Annotated in this window: 19 protein-coding genes; 8 read left to right on the forward strand and 11 right to left on the reverse strand. The window is 46.3% G+C overall.

Going from position 1 to position 16,248, the window contains the following annotated elements:
* Positions 1-120: 120 nt before the first annotated feature.
* A complete protein-coding gene (locus ACINLD_RS17740) occupies positions 121-558 on the reverse strand; it encodes a Dps family protein (RefSeq protein WP_026588381.1) in 438 nt (145 codons plus the stop codon).
* Between the two features lie 131 nt (positions 559-689).
* Between ACINLD_RS17740 and ytzI the strand changes: the two genes are divergently transcribed.
* Positions 690-833, forward strand: coding sequence for a YtzI protein (gene ytzI, locus ACINLD_RS17745; protein WP_077736168.1), 144 nt, complete (start codon positions 690-692; stop codon positions 831-833).
* Here ytzI and ACINLD_RS17750 read toward each other — a convergent pair.
* Together ACINLD_RS17750 and ACINLD_RS17755 are read right to left on the reverse strand one after the other, a co-directional pair.
* Positions 827-1,273, reverse strand: a complete 447-nt coding sequence (locus ACINLD_RS17750; RefSeq protein ID WP_026588382.1) for a FixH family protein — start codon at positions 1,271-1,273, stop codon at positions 827-829. The two genes, ytzI and ACINLD_RS17750, sit on opposite strands and share 7 nt — an antisense overlap.
* A 134-nt stretch (positions 1,274-1,407) precedes the next feature.
* Positions 1,408-1,881: an S-ribosylhomocysteine lyase gene (locus ACINLD_RS17755; RefSeq protein WP_077736167.1), complete on the reverse strand. Its 474-nt coding sequence runs from the start codon at positions 1,879-1,881 to the stop codon at positions 1,408-1,410.
* Between the two features lie 135 nt (positions 1,882-2,016).
* Here ACINLD_RS17755 and yidD point away from each other — a divergent pair, with 135 nt between their 5' ends.
* Complete coding sequence (yidD, locus tag ACINLD_RS17760; protein WP_026588384.1) at positions 2,017-2,244, forward strand: membrane protein insertion efficiency factor YidD; 228 nt, start codon at positions 2,017-2,019, stop codon at positions 2,242-2,244.
* Here yidD and ACINLD_RS17765 read toward each other — a convergent pair.
* Positions 2,241-2,810 (reverse strand): beta-class carbonic anhydrase, encoded by a 570-nt coding sequence (locus ACINLD_RS17765; RefSeq protein ID WP_026588385.1) that lies wholly within the window; start codon positions 2,808-2,810, stop codon positions 2,241-2,243. The genes yidD and ACINLD_RS17765 overlap by 4 nt on opposite strands.
* A 248-nt stretch (positions 2,811-3,058) precedes the next feature.
* Between ACINLD_RS17765 and ACINLD_RS17770 the strand changes: the two genes are divergently transcribed.
* Positions 3,059-4,057, forward strand: a complete 999-nt coding sequence (locus ACINLD_RS17770; protein WP_410207101.1) for a metal ABC transporter solute-binding protein, Zn/Mn family — start codon at positions 3,059-3,061, stop codon at positions 4,055-4,057.
* A gap of 69 nt (positions 4,058-4,126) precedes the next feature.
* Here ACINLD_RS17770 and ACINLD_RS17775 read toward each other — a convergent pair whose 3' ends face one another.
* A complete protein-coding gene (locus ACINLD_RS17775; protein WP_026588387.1) occupies positions 4,127-4,372 on the reverse strand; it encodes a type B 50S ribosomal protein L31 in 246 nt (81 codons plus the stop codon).
* 192 nt (positions 4,373-4,564) lie between these two features.
* Here ACINLD_RS17775 and ACINLD_RS17780 point away from each other — a divergent pair, with 192 nt between their 5' ends.
* From ACINLD_RS17780 to ACINLD_RS17795, 4 genes are all read left to right on the forward strand, one after another.
* Entirely contained in the window at positions 4,565-5,890 is a 1,326-nt protein-coding gene (locus tag ACINLD_RS17780) for a cytochrome ubiquinol oxidase subunit I (protein ID WP_026588388.1), read from the forward strand.
* Between the two features lie 32 nt (positions 5,891-5,922).
* Complete coding sequence (locus ACINLD_RS17785) at positions 5,923-6,972, forward strand: cytochrome d ubiquinol oxidase subunit II (protein ID WP_077737182.1); 1,050 nt, start codon at positions 5,923-5,925, stop codon at positions 6,970-6,972.
* A 66-nt stretch (positions 6,973-7,038) separates the two neighbouring features.
* Positions 7,039-7,200, forward strand: coding sequence for a DUF1540 domain-containing protein (locus ACINLD_RS17790; RefSeq protein WP_077736165.1), 162 nt, complete (start codon positions 7,039-7,041; stop codon positions 7,198-7,200).
* Between the two features lie 28 nt (positions 7,201-7,228).
* Entirely contained in the window at positions 7,229-7,399 is a 171-nt protein-coding gene (locus tag ACINLD_RS17795; protein WP_179115698.1) for a hypothetical protein, read from the forward strand.
* Positions 7,400-7,568: 169 nt separating this feature from the next.
* Here ACINLD_RS17795 and menC read toward each other — a convergent pair whose 3' ends face one another.
* The 6 genes from menC to ACINLD_RS17825 form a co-directional block, all read right to left on the reverse strand.
* Positions 7,569-8,678, reverse strand: coding sequence for an o-succinylbenzoate synthase (menC, locus tag ACINLD_RS17800; RefSeq protein ID WP_077736164.1), 1,110 nt, complete (start codon positions 8,676-8,678; stop codon positions 7,569-7,571).
* 12 nt (positions 8,679-8,690) lie between these two features.
* Complete coding sequence (locus ACINLD_RS17805; RefSeq protein ID WP_026588391.1) at positions 8,691-10,127, reverse strand: o-succinylbenzoate--CoA ligase; 1,437 nt, start codon at positions 10,125-10,127, stop codon at positions 8,691-8,693.
* 81 nt (positions 10,128-10,208) lie between these two features.
* Positions 10,209-11,027, reverse strand: a complete 819-nt coding sequence (gene menB / locus ACINLD_RS17810) for a 1,4-dihydroxy-2-naphthoyl-CoA synthase (RefSeq protein WP_026588392.1) — start codon at positions 11,025-11,027, stop codon at positions 10,209-10,211.
* Between the two features lie 14 nt (positions 11,028-11,041).
* A complete protein-coding gene (gene menH, locus ACINLD_RS17815; protein ID WP_026588393.1) occupies positions 11,042-11,860 on the reverse strand; it encodes a 2-succinyl-6-hydroxy-2,4-cyclohexadiene-1-carboxylate synthase in 819 nt (272 codons plus the stop codon).
* The gene (menD, locus tag ACINLD_RS17820) at positions 11,848-13,587 is read right to left on the reverse strand and encodes a 2-succinyl-5-enolpyruvyl-6-hydroxy-3-cyclohexene-1-carboxylic-acid synthase (RefSeq protein ID WP_077736163.1); all 1,740 of its coding nucleotides are present in this window, start codon (positions 13,585-13,587) and stop codon (positions 11,848-11,850) included. Before menD ends, menH begins: the two co-directional genes overlap by 13 nt.
* Positions 13,584-15,008, reverse strand: coding sequence for an isochorismate synthase MenF (locus tag ACINLD_RS17825; RefSeq protein WP_077736162.1), 1,425 nt, complete (start codon positions 15,006-15,008; stop codon positions 13,584-13,586). The genes menD and ACINLD_RS17825 overlap by 4 nt, the downstream gene beginning before the upstream one ends.
* Positions 15,009-15,265: 257 nt before the next feature.
* Between ACINLD_RS17825 and ACINLD_RS17830 the strand changes: the two genes are divergently transcribed.
* Positions 15,266-16,198: a 1,4-dihydroxy-2-naphthoate polyprenyltransferase gene (locus ACINLD_RS17830; RefSeq protein WP_026588396.1), complete on the forward strand. Its 933-nt coding sequence runs from the start codon at positions 15,266-15,268 to the stop codon at positions 16,196-16,198.
* Positions 16,199-16,248 lie beyond the last annotated feature (50 nt).

The following is a 16,248-nucleotide window of genomic DNA, read 5'->3' on the forward strand; positions in this document are numbered from 1 at the left end:
GCTTATCCTATGAAAAAAAGCTTTGAAAGGCTTGGATGAATTGTTTGACAATTTTCAAAAGAGGCTGTAAAAAGAACGAATAACACAAAAAAAGCCGGGCATCAGCCCGGCCTTTCCGTATCATCCTAAATAAGCTTTCAGCATCCAGTTGTGCTTTTCTATCGATTGGTGGATCGCCAAAAACATATCGCCCGTCGTTTCATCATTGACTTCCTCAGCAAGCTCGATTCCGCTTTTCAGCTCGTCAGCCACCGTTGAAAAATCATCGTAAATGTTCTGCACCATTTGCTCGGCCGTCTCGCTGCCGTCCGCTTCTTTAATGGATGACAGCTCAAGGCACTCCTTCATCGTGCCCACGGGCGAGCCTTGCATGGCGAGCAGGCGTTCAGCCAAATCGTCGATATACTGTGCAGATTCCGTATAAAGCTCTTCAAATTTTTCATGCAAAGTAAAGAAATCTTTGCCTTTCACATACCAATGATAATTATGTAGCTTCACATACAGCACGGTCCAGTTAGCGACTTGTTTGTTAACCGTTGTTTTCAACTTTTCTGACATCTTGATCGTCCTCCTTTGTTTACTTTTTCTTTACCCGTTTAGGTTGTGCAGGAAACATTTCTTTTACTCTTGCTCATGATTTTCTTTCTCCCATATGGTAAACTGTTGGAAAAAGCATGCGGAGGTTGCATATGATCCTGTTCTGGATTATAGTAGGTGTTTTGATTACAGGCGCCGTGCTGGCAGTGTCGCTTGTCACTACGTCAAAAGCGTACGATTACAGGCATCAGGTCGATCCCCTGCCGAATCAGGAAGAAAAACAGACCCATCAATGATGATGGGTTTCCTCTTTTTCATCATCTCCCTGATGTTCATCCCCAGGCGAGCCGACTGTCATGTCGGCTACGGGCATCGTATGCTGATTTTTGGCCGTGACATGGACTTGGATTTTATAATGTCCGTCATCCGGAAACGATTTCTCGATGCTGTAGACTCCTTTTCCTTCATGCTTTGCTTTTTGAAGCTGGCTCTCTTCCTTGCTCCCCGCCTTCCAAGATTCAAATTCCACCTCATCTGCATCTGCCACCGGCTCGTCCCCGTAAAGCACGGTCGCCTTGATGACAGCCTTTTCATTTTTGGCGACTTGTTCAGGCGCCGAGAGCTTGGCTGTCAGCACTTTGGGATTTTCATCCGATGCCGCAGGCTTTTCCGTTTGGCCGCAGGCGGTGAGGCCAATTGCTAAAAACAAGAGAACAATCCATTTTCCCCAACGCATCCTATCACCCTTTTTGTCATGTTATGTACTACATAAACAAGTGTAGCAAAGTTCAGGGATTAATGGCATTATTTTCTTTGTGAACAAAATATGAAAAACCGGCGCCATACTCTTGGCGCCGGCTGCTTATGTTTTTAGCCAAATACTTTTAATAAATCTTCTTTGTTTTGCGAAAGCCAATAGCGCATCATGCGTTTCGCACCTTCAAGATCATGAAGCTTTGCCTGCCCGCACTGCTTTTCATTTGCGGCCGGAATCTCAGTCACTTCTACGGCTTCCTTAAACGTGTCCTCAAGCAAATCGACGATTTCTTCCACCTTCGGCTCACCGCTTACGACAAGGTAATAACCTGTCTGGCATCCCATCGGCGACACGTCAATAATATCAAAATGATCGTATTTTTCAGCATATGTGCGGATCGTAAATGCGAGCAAATGCTCAAGTGTATGAATTGTATCAGGCTTCATCGCCTGTTTGTTCGGCTGGCAAAAACGGATATCAAACTTGTTGACAACGCCGTCCGTCCCAACTTTGTGAACGCCGCAATGTCTGACATAAGGCGCTTTTACCGCATCATGATCCAGTTCGAAACTTTCAACTGAAGGCATATTCCTCTCTCCCTTCCATCGGTCTTTTTGTATTATATCATACTTTACCGGTCAGTTTTCAGGTGAATGCTTTTCCTTTTTGTGCGTGTTTTGCTTATATTATAATAAAGACAAAACAAAAAGGTGCTGAAACACATGAAATCACTATTCCTCTTGATTATCCGGCTCTATCAGAAATGGATATCGCCTGTTCTCCCGCCTTCCTGCCGATTTTATCCGACCTGCTCCAACTACGGCCGTGAAGCGATCGAAAAACATGGAGCGCTTAAAGGAGGCTGGCTTACCGTCAGGCGGATTCTAAAATGCCATCCTTTTCATCCCGGCGGCATTGATCCCGTGCCTGATAAAAAGCAAAAGGATTAATTCACTTCTTCATAGCCGTTGACAACAAGGTCAAGCTTTCCTGTTTCCGGATCGATAACAAGCCCGTGCACAGGAACATCTGCCGGTGTCAGCGGATGGTTTCGGATGACTTTCACACTGTCTCTGACGCTGTCTTCCACAGAGTGAAAGCTTTTCAGCCATTGCTCAAAATCAACACCGGAATATTCAAGCGTTTCGATCCGTTCTTTTGGAATTCCGCGTTCCACCACTTTTTCCAAAAAGCTCTCAGCTTTCAGCTTGCTCATTCCGCAGTCGTGATGGCCGATTACACATACTTCATCAGCGTTCAGCTCATAGACGGCGACAAGAATGCTTCGCATAATGCTTCCAAATGGATGGGCCACAAGCGCGCCGGCGCTTTTGACGATCTTCACATCCCCGTTCCGCATGTTCATGGCATGCGGCAGAAGTTCGACAAGCCTTGTATCCATACAGGAGAGGATGACCATTCTTTTATCGGGAAATTTGCTTGTTTCATATTTCTTGTAGTCTTGCCGTTCTACAAACTGCTGGTTAAATTGCAGAATATTATCCAAAAGTTTCATGATCCGATTCCTTTCTTTTCACTTTTTTAATTTTAAATATAACATATGTCTTTTCTTTTTTTCACCATTTGCCCACGATGAAATTCGTAATAATTACGTTTTATAAGAAAGGTTGCTTCGGATACCTCCACTTTCCAACACGATTTGACGAAGATTACCTCTTTTCAAATCGGAACTATTACGATACAATGATACAGGATTTATTAAATCGGAACGATTTCAGTTTTGATGTTGAGAGGAGAAATACGATGAAAAAAGCATTCGGATTAGCATCTGCATTTATTCTTGCTGCCGGATTAACCGCAGGCTGCTCAAGCAATGGAGCTTCCGGCGACCAAAAAGAAGACAACGGAAAATTGGACATTTATACAACGATATATCCGCTTGAGGATTTCACTAAAAAAATCGGCGGTGAATATGTGAACGTCAAGAGCGTTTACCCTCCTAACGTAGAGGCCCATACTTATGAGCCAAGCTCAAAAACAATGGCGGAAATTTCCGACTCCGATGCCTTTATTTATTCCGGCGTCGGTGTTGAAGGCTTCGCAGACAAAGCCGTCAATACGTTAAAGGGAAGCGACGTGAAAATCGTCAAAGCCGGGGAAGGCATTGATCTCCTGACGCATGAAGAAGAACATGGACATGAAGAAGAACACGGGCATGAAGAACATGGACATGATGAGGAGCACGAACATGCCGATGACGGACACGACCATGGAGATCATGACCCGCACGTCTGGCTCGACCCTGTACTTGCTGAAAAATTAGCGGAAAACATTAAGAATGAGCTTGTTCAACTCGATCCCGATCATCAAAAAACATTTACAAAAAACTACGAATCTCTAAAAAAAGATTTAGAACAGCTTGATCAGGAGTTTAAACAAACTGTCGACAAGGCTGACAAAAAAGAGATCCTCGTGTCTCATGCCGCATACGGCTACTGGGAAAAACGCTATGGGATTGAACAGATGAGCGTGCTCGGCCTTTCACCGACAGAGGAGCCTTCCCAAAAAGAACTTGAAAATATCGTCAAAACCGCGAAAGAACACAATATAAAATATGTTATTTTTGAAAACAATGTAAGCAGCAAAATCTCAGAGATCATTAAAAAAGAGATCGGAGCTGAGAGCCTGACGATGAAAAACCTCGAATCCGTTACAAAAGAGGATATCGAAAAAGGCGAAGATTACATCAGCATCATGAAAGAGAACTTGACTGTTTTGAAAAAGGCATTGTCAAATCAATAACAGCTTACACGCGCATGCATGTCATGCGCGTTTTTTATTGCATAAAAAAAGACCGGAGCATCCGGTCTTTTAATCCATATTGAACCTTTTCTTAAACTGTTCGACCCTTCCGCCTTTTTCGTTGAATTTTTGTCTGCCCGTGTAAAATGGATGGGTATCTGAGCTGACTTCAACTTTAATCACCGGATATGTTTTGCCGTCTTCCCACTCCGCCGTTTCAGTAGACGTTCTTGTTGAACGGCTCAAAAAACGGTATCCGCTGTTTACATCCTGAAAAATCACTTGATATGTTTTGGGATGAATATTTGGTTTCATTGACTATTCCTCCTTTTAAAGCGTAATAATTACGTTTTATTATAAACCTTCCGCTTCTTCATGTCAAAATCATACGATTGATATGACAAATTTTAAACATCCTGACAATTTTGCTGACAGACAGGAAGAATAATCTAAAAAAGGAGGTAAACAATAAAAGGAAACTGGTGTGAATGAAAGGTGGCTTTCCGGATGAATGATTTAATGTTTGCAAGAAGCCTTTTCGGAACAACGATGGGATTCCACATCATTTTTGCCTCGCTTGGCGTCGGAATTCCTTTAATGATTCTTTTGGCTGAGCTGATTTATCAAAAAACAAACGATCCCCACTATGCGATTATGGCAAAAAGATGGACAAAGGCCCAAGCCGTTTTGCTGGGGGTTGCGATCCCGACCGGAACCATTGCAGGAACACAGCTGGCGCTTCTTTGGCCGGGCTTTATGGAAGTAATCGGAAAAGTGATGTCCCTGCCTTTTCAAATTGAAATATACGCGTTTTTTATCGAGGCATTATTCATGTCAATTTATGTATACGCGGCAGACCGTCTCTCGCCTATGATGCGAATCACAGCCGTGGTCTTTATCGTGATTGGCGCCGCCGCTTCTGCCATTTTAATCACCAATGTCCACGCTTTTCAGGGAACGCCTGAAGGCTTCAAAATTGTAAACGGGGAAATTACCGATGTGCAGCCGTGGACGGCCTTTTTTAATAAAAGCTTTGCAGTAACGGCTGCTCATGTCGTTGTTTCTGCTTTTATGACAGGCGCTTTTATCATTGCGACAATCGCCGCATATAAAATGCTCCGTAATCGCGGGAACGAAAAAGTGTATATCCTGCACAGAAAAGCGCTTCTTCTCGGACTGCTCGTCGGAGGCGTGTTTTCTCTTATCACTGCCATAAGCGGACATGAATCCGCACAATACCTGCACCGTTATCAGCCTGAAAAGCTGGCGGGTGCGGAAGGGTTATTTGAAACCCAGTCCCATGCGCCCTTGGCAATCGGCGGTATAACCGATGAAGCCACACAATCGATCAAGTGGGCGATTGAAATCCCATGGGCTCTGAGCTTTTTGGCAGGTAACCGGTTTGATACCGTCGTCAAAGGTTTGAATGAATTTCCCAGAGATGAGTGGCCTCCGCTGTTCATCCATACGCTGTTTAACGGAATGGTATTAATCGGAGGGCTCTTGATCGTCTATGCTGCCTGCGGCTTTTTATGGAGAAAAGTGTTGAAAAAGGACCATTTTCCGCGCTGGATGCTCGTCTTTTTCACGACGGCAGGACCGCTCAGCCTGCTTGCGATCGAATTCGGCTGGGTGTTTGCCTGTACCGGAAGACAGCCGTGGGTGATCTATCACATGCAGAAAACGTCTGAAGTCGTGACCTCATCAGGGTCAATCGGGATTTTATTTCTTTTGTTTTTTATCGTTTATATCATTTTGGGGGCAGCGGTGGTGTTTGTTTTACAGTATTATTTTAAACGCCATCCTGTCGAAGAAGATCTCAAGGAAGCATAAACATTACGCCATAACAGAAGGGAAGTCATATGATGCAATTGGATGGGACAACAGATGCACTGCTGGCCATTTCGATCGTCTGGGGTTTCATATTCATCTACGCCGTCATGGCGTCCATGGATTTTGGAGCCGGTTTTTGGTCGATGATTTATATGAACAAAAAACAGCTGAAAGCAACGAATATTGCAAACCGCTACCTTTCTCCGACATGGGAAGTGACAAATGTCTTTATCGTCGGAATCGTCGTGGCTCTCTTCAGCTTTTTTCCCGGCGGAACTTATGTGTTGGGAACGGTGCTTTTGATTCCCGGCAGCATCATTTTGCTGCTGCTGGCGATTCGAAGCGGCTTTTTGGTTTTTTCTCACGCTGCGAAAGGGTATGAAAAAGCGTTGACATATGTTTCAGGCATCAGCGGCTTTATTATTCCCGCCGTCTTAATTCTCGTTCTTCCCGTGACTCACGGAGATTTCGTCTACCAGCAAAACGGCGCTTACCAATTGGCTTTCGCTCATTTATTGTTGAGCCCGCACGCCTACTCATTTATGGGATTTGCCATTTTCAGCACCCTGTTTTTGTCATCCTTATTGCTGGCCGATTTTTCAAACGTTGCCGGGGAAAGAGATGCTTATCAGGTTTACCGACGGAACGCTCTGATATCCGGACCGCTCGCTTTGATCATGTCTTTTTTCATTATGATGACGATGAGAACCGAAGCAAACTGGCTTTTCACAAGAATGATGAACGGCCTTCCTTGGCTGGTCCTTTCTTTTCTCTTGTTTCTGATCGCGTTTGCAGCACTGTTTTTACCCAACACCTACAATAAAGACCGGCTTGGAAAACCGCGCCTTGCCGTCATCGCTATTACCCTGCAGTATTTTACGGCAAGCTATGTGTACGGGCGCTCCCATCTGCCATACATGATCTATCCCGATGTGACGATTCAATCCGGCTTTACCGCCCCGGAAACATTCAGGGCGCTGTTTATTTCATACATTATCGGTTTTATTATTCTGTTTCCCGGCTTTTATTACTTCTGGAAATTATTCATGAAAGACAGGCGGTACATTAAACAGCACGAGTAAGTATGAACCTGATGCAGGTGGATAAGCTAAAGGTGTACTACATTTTTAGGGGGGCTTAAAGTCCGTATGGAACAAAAAATACTATGTGAAGTCAGCAACTGCACATACTGGGATCAAGGAAACAAATGTACGGCCGACGCCATCTATGTCGTCAGCCATGCCGAGGGCGAGAAAGCCTCAAAAAGCGAGGAAACAGATTGCAAAACATTTAAACCTGAACACCATTAAACCGAAAGGAATGAAGGAGGGCAAGGTCATGAATAAAGAGTCGCTGCTTGAGGCTTTTTATCAAGAAATCCAGGGAGCCGATGAAATATCTTTTCAAAAGGCGGCCCGCTCCTTCATGAACTTATGGGACTATGAATACGGCGGCCTTGACGATTTGCCGGAAGATGCGGATCGGCTGATCGGACAGACCGAGCATTGAGCAAAGCAAAAGAGCTGTCTTTAAAGACGGCTCTTTTGTTGTTAAAAAACCGGCTGATCGTTAGCCGGCCCAAACGAGAAGGGGATAATGTGTACATGTTCAATATACAATTTAGCAGGCTTGCAAACAAATCCCGAAAATCGATCATTCAATGGCTAAAAACCGTTTTTTATCGCTTAAAGACATCCATTTTTGATGAATGTCTTCTCAAAACATTTTCATCCACCTCAAACCCCATTCCCGGTCGTTTCGGAACTTTTATCCAGCCGTTGTCAATCTCAATTTCCGGTTTGACAATATCCTCTTCCCAATACCGTGAAGATGAGGAAATATCACCGGGAATTAAAAATTGCGGAAGGGAGCTGAGCGCGATATTATGCGCCCTGGAAATACCTGTTTCAAACATGCCGCCGCACCAGACCGGCATATGATGCTCTTTGCAAAGATCGTGGATCTTCAGCGCTTCCGTCAGACCGCCGACCCGTGAAGGCTTGATATTGATGATTTTACAGCTGCCGAGTTCGATCGCCTTTCTCGCATCATCGGCAGACCTGATGCTTTCGTCAAGGCAAACCGAAGTTTTAATATGCTTTTGAAGATGGCGATGGTCGACGATATCATCATCTGCCAGCGGCTGTTCGATCATCATCAGTTTGAATTGATCAAGCTCCTTGATGCGGCTGATATCTTTCAGGTGATAGGACGAATTTGCGTCGGCCATCAGCGGAACTCTCGGAAAATGCTTGCGGATTTCTTTTAAAAGCTCTACATCCTGTCCGGGCTGAATTTTTAATTTTATTCTTTGATATCCTTCTTTTACATATTGGGCCATTTCCTGAAGCATATCCTCAAGTGGAGCAAGTCCGACGACAACACCGGCAGCCACTTCTGCTTTGACTCCGCCCAGGGCTTCACTTAAAGATACACCCTTTTTTTTGGCGTAAATGTCCCAACATGCTGCCTCAAGTCCCGCCTTTGCCATTCGGTTGCCTTTAAATCCCCTTAAGCTTTCGGGAACTTCTGAAGGATGTGAGAAGGATTCGCGAAGCACGACAGGGATAAAAAAACTTTTTAGCATGTGGTAGCAGGTCTCAGTCGTTTCTTCTGTATACCAGGGCGATGAGAAAGCGGAGACTTCGCCCCAGCCTGTCACACCGCTTTCGTCTTCAGCCTCTATAATGATGAATTTGCGCTCTTGAATGGTCTCCAAGCTTGATTTAAAAGGTTTTTTCAAGCGCATGCCGAGGTGGTACAATGTCAGCTGTCTGATTTGAATCATGGCGATCTCCTTCTACAATTTATGTCTCATCAATTTATTTGAAGCATTGCGCGGCAATCGGTCGATAAAATGAAAAGCCTTCGGCACTTTATATGAAGCGAGTCTCTCCTTGCAAAAACGGAGCAGTTCCTGTTCATCGACAGGCTCATTCACGACGAGGTAAGCGTGAGGAACTTTCCCCCATGTCTCGTCATCGGCTCCTCTGACACCTGCTTCCAAAACGGAAGGATGTGCAAGAAGAACCGCTTCAACTTCGGCGGGGTAAATATTTTCCCCTCCTGAAATGATTAAGTCCGAACGTCTGTCGAGAACATATAAAAATCCGTCATCGTCAAGATACCCGATGTCGCCAGTTTTAAACCAGCCTTCCTTGAAAGATGCTTCATTTGCCGCTTCATTTTTTAAATAGCCTTTCATCACAGTCGGGCCTTTGACGATGATATCCCCGTGTTCCCCCGCCCGGCATTGTGCACCGTTTTTTTCGATTCTGATGCTTGAAGCAAACAACGGTTTTCCTGCTGAGCCAAGCTTCAAGATGCTGTATTCGGGAGCGAGCGTCGCGATTTGCGAACACGTTTCCGTCATTCCGTACGATTGAACGACAGGCATCTGTTTGCTTTTGCATTCTTCAAGCAAAGCAAACGGTGCAGGCCCTCCTCCCAGCAAAAGGCATCTCAGCGATTCCGGACAGCTTTCTACACAGGCTGCAAGGCGGGAAAGCATCGTCTGAACGACCGATATGATCGTCACCCGATGCTGGTTAATCGAATGCAGAACATCTTCTGCGGCAAATTTTTGATGAAGCACAACAGTCATTCCATAGATCACAGATTTAAATAAAGCCGATAATCCGCTGATGTGAAACAGCGGCAAAGCGATCAGCCAGCGGTCATTCTCCGAGAGTCCGAGATTCAAGGCTGATGAAACGGCGCTGAAATAATGGTTGGCGAATGTTTGCATCACACCTTTCGGCCGTCCTGTCGTACCCGATGTGTACATGATGGTGGCCGGATCGTCCAAACGAATCTCCGCTGCTGTTAAAAGGGGACCGGCCTGTATGCTTTGTAGTTCATCAATGTCAACTGTGCGGAAAGAAGCATTCTCCTTGTGCTCTTTTGCAAAAGGCTGTTCCGTAATCAAAAGCTTTGCCTCGGAATGTTCGAGCTGATACATTCTTTCCGCTTTTGACAGCTTCGTATTCAGCAAAACGATTCGGGTGCCGAGAAAAATACAGGCGTGAAGGGCGATGACCATTTCAATCCGGTTTGTCAGCAGCATCGCGGCTGTATCCCCTTTTCCGATTGAACAGCTTTTGAGCTGAGCAGCCATTTTTGCCGCTTCTTGATGCAATTCCATAAAGGTGAGCTGCCGGTTGCCCTGAATGACAGCCAGCCTGTCGGGTGAGAGTTCTGCGCGCTGTTTAAGCCAATTCGGCTGGTCCATTAGCATATCATCATCTCCAAGACGTATTTCTGGTGGATAAAAGAAAACAGCTCAGTCGCACTAAGCTGTTTCTTCAATGTTCTGTTTTTACGGAAAGCGCGGGAACTGCCCAAAGTCTGGACGGCGTTTTTCTTTAAACGCATCGCGGCCTTCTTTTGCTTCATCTGTTGTGTAGTAGAGGAGTGTGGCATCTCCGGCAAATTGCTGAATGCCCGCCAGTCCGTCGGTGTCTGCGTTGAACGCAGCTTTAAGAAATCTGAGTGCCGTCGGGCTTTTCTCAAGCATTTCTTCACACCATTTGATCGTTTCCTCTTCAAGCTTCTCAAGCGGAACAACCGTATTGACCAGACCCATTTCCTTTGCTTCCTGAGCATTGTATTGACGGCACAGATACCAGATTTCACGGGCTTTTTTATGGCCGACGATGCGCGCCAAATAGCCTGAACCGTATCCGGCGTCAAAGCTGCCTACTTTCGGGCCTGTTTGTCCGAAAATGGCGTTGTCCGCGGCAATTGTCAAGTCGCATACGATGTGAAGCACGTGGCCGCCGCCGATCGCATAGCCTGAGACCATCGCAACGACGGGCTTCGGTATCACACGGATCAAACGCTGCAGATCAAGCACGTTCAAACGCGGGATTTCGTCTTCTCCGACATAACCTCCATGGCCTCTGACCTTTTGGTCTCCGCCTGAACAGAACGCCTTATCTCCCGCACCGGCAAGGACGATCACACCGATGTCAGCATCATCCCTTGCATAAGCAAATGCATCGATCAGCTCTGAAACGGTCTTCGGTCGAAATGCGTTATGTACTTCAGGCCTGTTGATCGTGATTTTTGCAATACCGTTATATGTTTCATATAAAATATCTTCGTATTGACGTTCGCTTTTCCATTCTACAGTCATGGAACACGACCTCCTCATAAAATAAATTCACTTACCATTTTACCAAAAAAACCGGGCTCTTCCACATGAATCGCATGGCCTGCCCGCTCACAAACGATGAGGCGGCTGTTTGGGATGCGCCGCTCCATCTCCTGATTGATCGCGACAAACTTTTGATCAAGGCCGCCGGCGATGAGCAGAACCGGAAAATCGAGTTCGCCGAGCCTTTCCCACCAGGAAGGCTGTGCCCCGGTTCCCATGCCGATTAAGCTGCCGGCAATCCCGAGCGGATTGTTGTTCAGCCGCTCTATACGGATTTTGTTCCTTTTGGAAAAATCTAATGACCGCTGGGAAGCAAACAGCGGAATCCTTTCCCAGTATGTCACAAAAGACTCGATTCCTTCATCGATCACCCTCCGGCTGAGCCGGCCGTCCTGTTCCCTTCGTTTCTCTCTTTCAGACGCTGTCTGCAGTCCAGGCGAGCTGCTTTCCAATACCAAACCTGCGACGCGGTCGGGATGGATCATTGAAAAGGATAACGCAAGCCTTCCACCCATTGAATAGCCGATCAAAAAAACTTGCTTCAACCCCAGTCGATCAAAGATTTCCTCAAGATCAGCGACTTGCTTTTCCGTTGTGTAGCGGCTTGCCTCTCTAGGTGAATCGGTTTTGCCGTGCCCGAGCAAATCGATCTTGATGAGCCTGATGCCTCGCATATAATTGTCGATTTCATCCCATGTTTTCACACTGCCGGTAAAGCCGTGCAGAAAAACCGCTGTTTTTTCCTCAGGCAGGCCGCTGTCTTCTATTTCATAACAGACACCGTCATGTAATGTCAATTTCAAAACGGCCACTCTTCTTTCATTTGATCAAGAGCCGCATCCAGCATCCGGCGATGATGCGGCACGCGGTCATCACGCTTTGTTTTCACCTCAATAATGTCGAGCCCTGGGCGGTCGACGGCTGACAAGTAGGCGTCTTTAAAATGGGCGGGAGACTCGGGACAATGATAGCGTCCCCCATACAGCCTGGCGGCATGCTCAAATTCAAGTCCTGTCGGCGTTCCGAACAATTGCTCGAAATAGGTCTCTTCTGCAGACTGGGGCAGAAATGAGAAAATCCCTCCTCCGTCATTATTGACGAGGACGACAGTCAGCGGTATGCCGAGCGTTTTCGTGACCAAGAGGCCGTTCAAATCGTGATAAAAAGACAAATCTCCGATGATGAGTGTCACCGGCTCTTTTGTAGCGGCATATATGCCGAGTGCGGTCGATACCACTCCGTCGATTCCATTGGCCCCCCTGTTGGCAAAAATCGAAAAAGACCGGTCCTGGTTTTCGAAAAACGTATCAACATCGCGAATCGGCATGCTGTTGCCGACAAACAAAGAACTGTTTTCCGGAATGTAATGCTGAAGATGTCGGTAAACATTTCCTTCAAATGTAAGATCCTCAGCTTCAAGATTTCTTAAGTGATGGCGGAACCGTCTGTTGGCGAACTGCCATTGCTCAAGCCAGCCGCCCGGCCTTTCTTCGGAAACCGAAGCCTCTACAAAAGCGGCAAATTCCCGTTCCTCAGCCTGTACCATATGCGCGCCTTGCTGTGTCGGATCGCGCCAGCCGCCATCAGGATCAACGACAATTTGCACGATTTCGGGATTTTGCTTTAAAAGCTGAAACAGCGGCTTTGAAACCGGCATCGGCCCGAAGCGGATGACAAGCTTTGGCCTGAGAGTCCCTTTCATTCCTTCGTCTTTTAAAAGCGAGTCGTACGCATCGATGACCGTCTCCTTCGAATAGCTGCCGTTCCTTAAGTTTGAAAGCGGATCGGCCAAAATCGGATATCCCAAAGCCTTTGAAAGGGAAAGAATATGCGGGATGGCTTCGGCATGTGGAAGCTCTCCGCAAACAATCACGCCTTTTTCAGTCCCGCTGATGAATTCGCTTAGCGCTTTGAGCTCGTGTTGGTCAGCTGAGGCACGCCCGCTTACAGCAGATACGTGACGGCTGCCTTTCGCTCTTGTGAACGGTTCATCATCGAGATTCGGCATCAACGGCTCTCTCAAAGGAAAATTAATGTGCACCGGCCCAAACGGCGCTTTCACCGCTTCAGCGGCGGCGCGCCCTGCCAATGAACGAATATATGCCAGCATATCGGGATGGATATCAGGCAGAGCCGAGTCTGTGAAATATTTAACAAAGTTGCCGAATAAGAATTGCTGATCAATCGCTTGGGGCGCTCCTACTTCGCGCAGCTCATGCGGCCGATCAGCCGTTAAGACGATAAGCGGGACTCTTGCGTAATGAGCTTCAACAACCGCCGGGTAAAAATTCGCCGCTGCCGTCCCGGATGTGCAGATCAAAGCGACGGGTTTCCGTTTCGCCTTTGCCATTCCCAGAGCGAAAAACCCGGCTGACCGTTCATCAACATGAACATGGACGTTGATGTCCGGATGAGCGGCCGCCAAAATCGCGAGCGGTGTCGATCTTGACCCCGGACAGACGACCGCTTCTGTCACGCCTGCTAATGAAAGCTCATCGATAAAGTTTCCTATATATTTTGTAATCGGATTTTCAGTCAACGAATTTCGCCTCCAAGAGCAGACAGCATCGGCTTCAGTTTCATCTGCGTTTCTTCATATTCCAGTGCGGCATCGGAATCGGCGACAATCCCGCAGCCTGCAAAAAGCCTGGCTTCTTTCGATTCAATCAAACCTGATCGTATCGCAACCGCAAACTCACCATTGCCTCCCATATCAACCCATCCGGCTGGAGCGGCGTACCATCCCCGTGACATCGGTTCAATTTCCCTGATGACCTCAACCGCTTTTTGCTGCGGCGCTCCTCCGAGAGCCGGTGTGGGATGGAGCTGTCTGATCAGATCAAACAAGGATGCTTCCTCATTCATTTTGCCGACAACAGGCGTGTATAAGTGCTGTACATTTTTAGTTTTGTATAATCCGGGCTTGGCCGGTTTTTTGACATTGGTGCAGTTTGATAAAAATGCTTTGTAGATCATGTTAACGACAATGTCGTGTTCAATTAAATTTTTCTCATCATTCAACAGCTCAAGACCGATCCTTCGGTCTTCCTCTTCGCTTTCGCCTCTTCTGGTCGATCCCGCAAGGCAGGTGGACAGCACTTTGTCGGCCTCTTTTTTAATCAGCCGTTCAGGCGTCGCCCCGACAAAACTTTTGCCGTTTTCCTCAATGGCGAAAATATAGCTGGTTTGCTGTTCAGACATCAGATTGGTCAGAACTTGATCAAGCTGAACAGGCCGGTCAAATGTCAAGACAATGTCTCTTGCCAGTACGACCTTGTCATAATTTCCTTTTTTAATGTCCTCTGTCGCCTGATTTACCGCTCCGAGCCATTCTTGAAGGTGAAGCTCTTTCTTTCCTTTACACAAAGGCTGCCGTTTCTCAGCAACCTTAAGAACTTTTTGATTGAAGAGCTGTGAAACGGCGTTTTTGGCACAGTCAAGGACAGACTGGATATCTTCTTCTGGATATTTCCATTTATTAATAGTTAGGAATGTTTCCTCTCCGGTTTGCGTCAGCATGACGGAAGGGATAAAAAAAGCGCCTTCCCCGTAGCCGTTCCAATGTCGTTCCCGTTTTTCCAGGGGATCGAAAGAAAAACCGCCGAACAAAAGCGGTCCTACTGCCGTTTGATTTCGTCTTTCACCCTCATGGAAATGATACGATGTCTCTTTTAAGCGCTCCCATTTTTCATGAATATCCCGAAAGCGGCCGGCATCCTTTCGGTCGGTGGAAATCGTGATTTCTTTTCCCCAGCCGACAAGCGTCAAGCCTCCGTCGGGGTCAGACCACAAAAACCGTTTACCGGCATACTTCTCTTCTCCATTTTTAAAAAAGGAAAGGGCATTGATGTCTTCTATTTTACTGGAATAACTTATTAAAACAGCATGGTTGACTTTTTTGACTGCATTTATTGCTTCAGGCGCTTCCCGCAGGAACGTGCGCTGCACTGCTGTCACCATGATACATTCCTCCAACATGCGTAAAATGCTTTTATAACCATACACCTGTGTACGATGTGTGTCAACAAAACGACACTTTCTGAAACAGATGCCCTTACTATTATAAACGTTATCGTCCGTTTGAAAAAGACGAGGCGTTTTTTATTTTTTGCAGATGACCCGAACGCTTTTTTCAACCCATTATATTGACACCTTTTTTAACTTTTTCTAAACTTAGTATGGACGTGTACGTATTAAAACTAAAGGAGTCAAACTTTATGCAGCATCAATCACTTTCAGGGAGTGTTTCTGAAATAAAGCCAGAAAAATGGCGCGTATGGTGGATGTTAACAAGACCGCATACACTGACAGCCGCGTTTGTCCCTGTCACACTCGGGACGGTGATGTCTCTAGAAGCAGGGCGGATTGATATATGGCTGTTTTTAGCTATGCTTTTCGCCTCCATATTAATTCAAATCGGAACGAATTTGTTTAATGAATATTTCGATTATGTCCGCGGGCTCGATAATGAAAAATCGGTCGGCATCGGGGGCGCCATCGTCCGCTACGGAATGAAGCCGAAAACGGTATTATATCTGGCCTACGGCCTTTTTCTGGCAGCCGTTTTGCTCGGGGTCTATATATGTGTTTCTTCAAGCTGGTGGCTGGCGCTCATCGGATTGATTTGCATGGCCGTCGGCTATCTTTATACAGGCGGTCCGCTGCCGATCTCATATACACCGTTCGGCGAAATCATGTCAGGCCTCTTTATGGGTATGGGCATCATCCTCATTTCCTACTATATCCAGACAGGCGGACTCACTTGGAGCGTGTTTCTGATTTCACTGCCGATTACGATTTTGGTCGGAGGAATCAACCTGTCCAACAATATTCGCGATTTGGTCGGTGATAAGGAAAACGGAAGAAAAACGCTGCCGATTTTGGCGGGAAGAAAAAATGCCGTACAGATTTTAAGCTGGGTATTCATTGTTTCTTATTTATTAATCGGACTGTACATCGTGTTCGGGATCATTTCGTTCTGGAGCTGTCTCGTTCTGTTAAGCCTGCCAAAGCCGATCAAAGCGATTAAGGAATTCAAGGTGAAAGAAAAACCGGCCGATTTGATGGTCGCCATGAAATCAACAGCGCAGACAAACACATTTTTTGGCCTTCTGCTGGCACTCGCCCTGGCCATTGAATATCTTTTCTAAAAAGAGCCTTTTATAGGCTTTTTTTTTTGCTTTTTTTACAATGAAAGTTC

Origin of the sequence: Bacillus sp. z60-11, from assembly GCF_046464135.1 — a bacterium.
In the GTDB taxonomy this organism is placed as follows: domain Bacteria; phylum Bacillota; class Bacilli; order Bacillales; family Bacillaceae; genus Bacillus; species Bacillus sonorensis_A.

What these genes read in the sequence shown, in the direction of transcription:
- ACINLD_RS17825 (WP_077736162.1), bottom strand. Translation starts at nt 15,008, where the DNA reads ATGGTGACAGCAGTGCAGCGCACGTTCCTGCGGGAAGCGCCTGAAGCA.
- ACINLD_RS17785 (WP_077737182.1), top strand. Translation starts at nt 5,923, where the DNA reads ATGCAATTGGATGGGACAACAGATGCACTGCTGGCCATTTCGATCGTC.
- menC (WP_077736164.1), bottom strand. Translation starts at nt 8,678, where the DNA reads ATGATTCAAATCAGACAGCTGACATTGTACCACCTCGGCATGCGCTTG.
- ACINLD_RS17775 (WP_026588387.1), bottom strand. Translation starts at nt 4,372, where the DNA reads ATGAAACCAAATATTCATCCCAAAACATATCAAGTGATTTTTCAGGAT.
- ACINLD_RS17805 (WP_026588391.1), bottom strand. Translation starts at nt 10,127, where the DNA reads ATGCTAATGGACCAGCCGAATTGGCTTAAACAGCGCGCAGAACTCTCA.
- ACINLD_RS17770 (WP_410207101.1), top strand. Translation starts at nt 3,059, where the DNA reads ATGAAAAAAGCATTCGGATTAGCATCTGCATTTATTCTTGCTGCCGGA.
- ACINLD_RS17755 (WP_077736167.1), bottom strand. Translation starts at nt 1,881, where the DNA reads ATGCCTTCAGTTGAAAGTTTCGAACTGGATCATGATGCGGTAAAAGCG.
- ACINLD_RS17765 (WP_026588385.1), bottom strand. Translation starts at nt 2,810, where the DNA reads ATGAAACTTTTGGATAATATTCTGCAATTTAACCAGCAGTTTGTAGAA.
- ACINLD_RS17740 (WP_026588381.1), bottom strand. Translation starts at nt 558, where the DNA reads ATGTCAGAAAAGTTGAAAACAACGGTTAACAAACAAGTCGCTAACTGG.
- ACINLD_RS17790 (WP_077736165.1), top strand. Translation starts at nt 7,039, where the DNA reads ATGGAACAAAAAATACTATGTGAAGTCAGCAACTGCACATACTGGGAT.
- ACINLD_RS17795 (WP_179115698.1), top strand. Translation starts at nt 7,229, where the DNA reads ATGAATAAAGAGTCGCTGCTTGAGGCTTTTTATCAAGAAATCCAGGGA.
- ACINLD_RS17750 (WP_026588382.1), bottom strand. Translation starts at nt 1,273, where the DNA reads ATGCGTTGGGGAAAATGGATTGTTCTCTTGTTTTTAGCAATTGGCCTC.
- ACINLD_RS17780 (WP_026588388.1), top strand. Translation starts at nt 4,565, where the DNA reads ATGAATGATTTAATGTTTGCAAGAAGCCTTTTCGGAACAACGATGGGA.
- yidD (WP_026588384.1), top strand. Translation starts at nt 2,017, where the DNA reads ATGAAATCACTATTCCTCTTGATTATCCGGCTCTATCAGAAATGGATA.
- ACINLD_RS17830 (WP_026588396.1), top strand. Translation starts at nt 15,266, where the DNA reads ATGCAGCATCAATCACTTTCAGGGAGTGTTTCTGAAATAAAGCCAGAA.
- ytzI (WP_077736168.1), top strand. Translation starts at nt 690, where the DNA reads ATGATCCTGTTCTGGATTATAGTAGGTGTTTTGATTACAGGCGCCGTG.
- menB (WP_026588392.1), bottom strand. Translation starts at nt 11,027, where the DNA reads ATGACTGTAGAATGGAAAAGCGAACGTCAATACGAAGATATTTTATAT.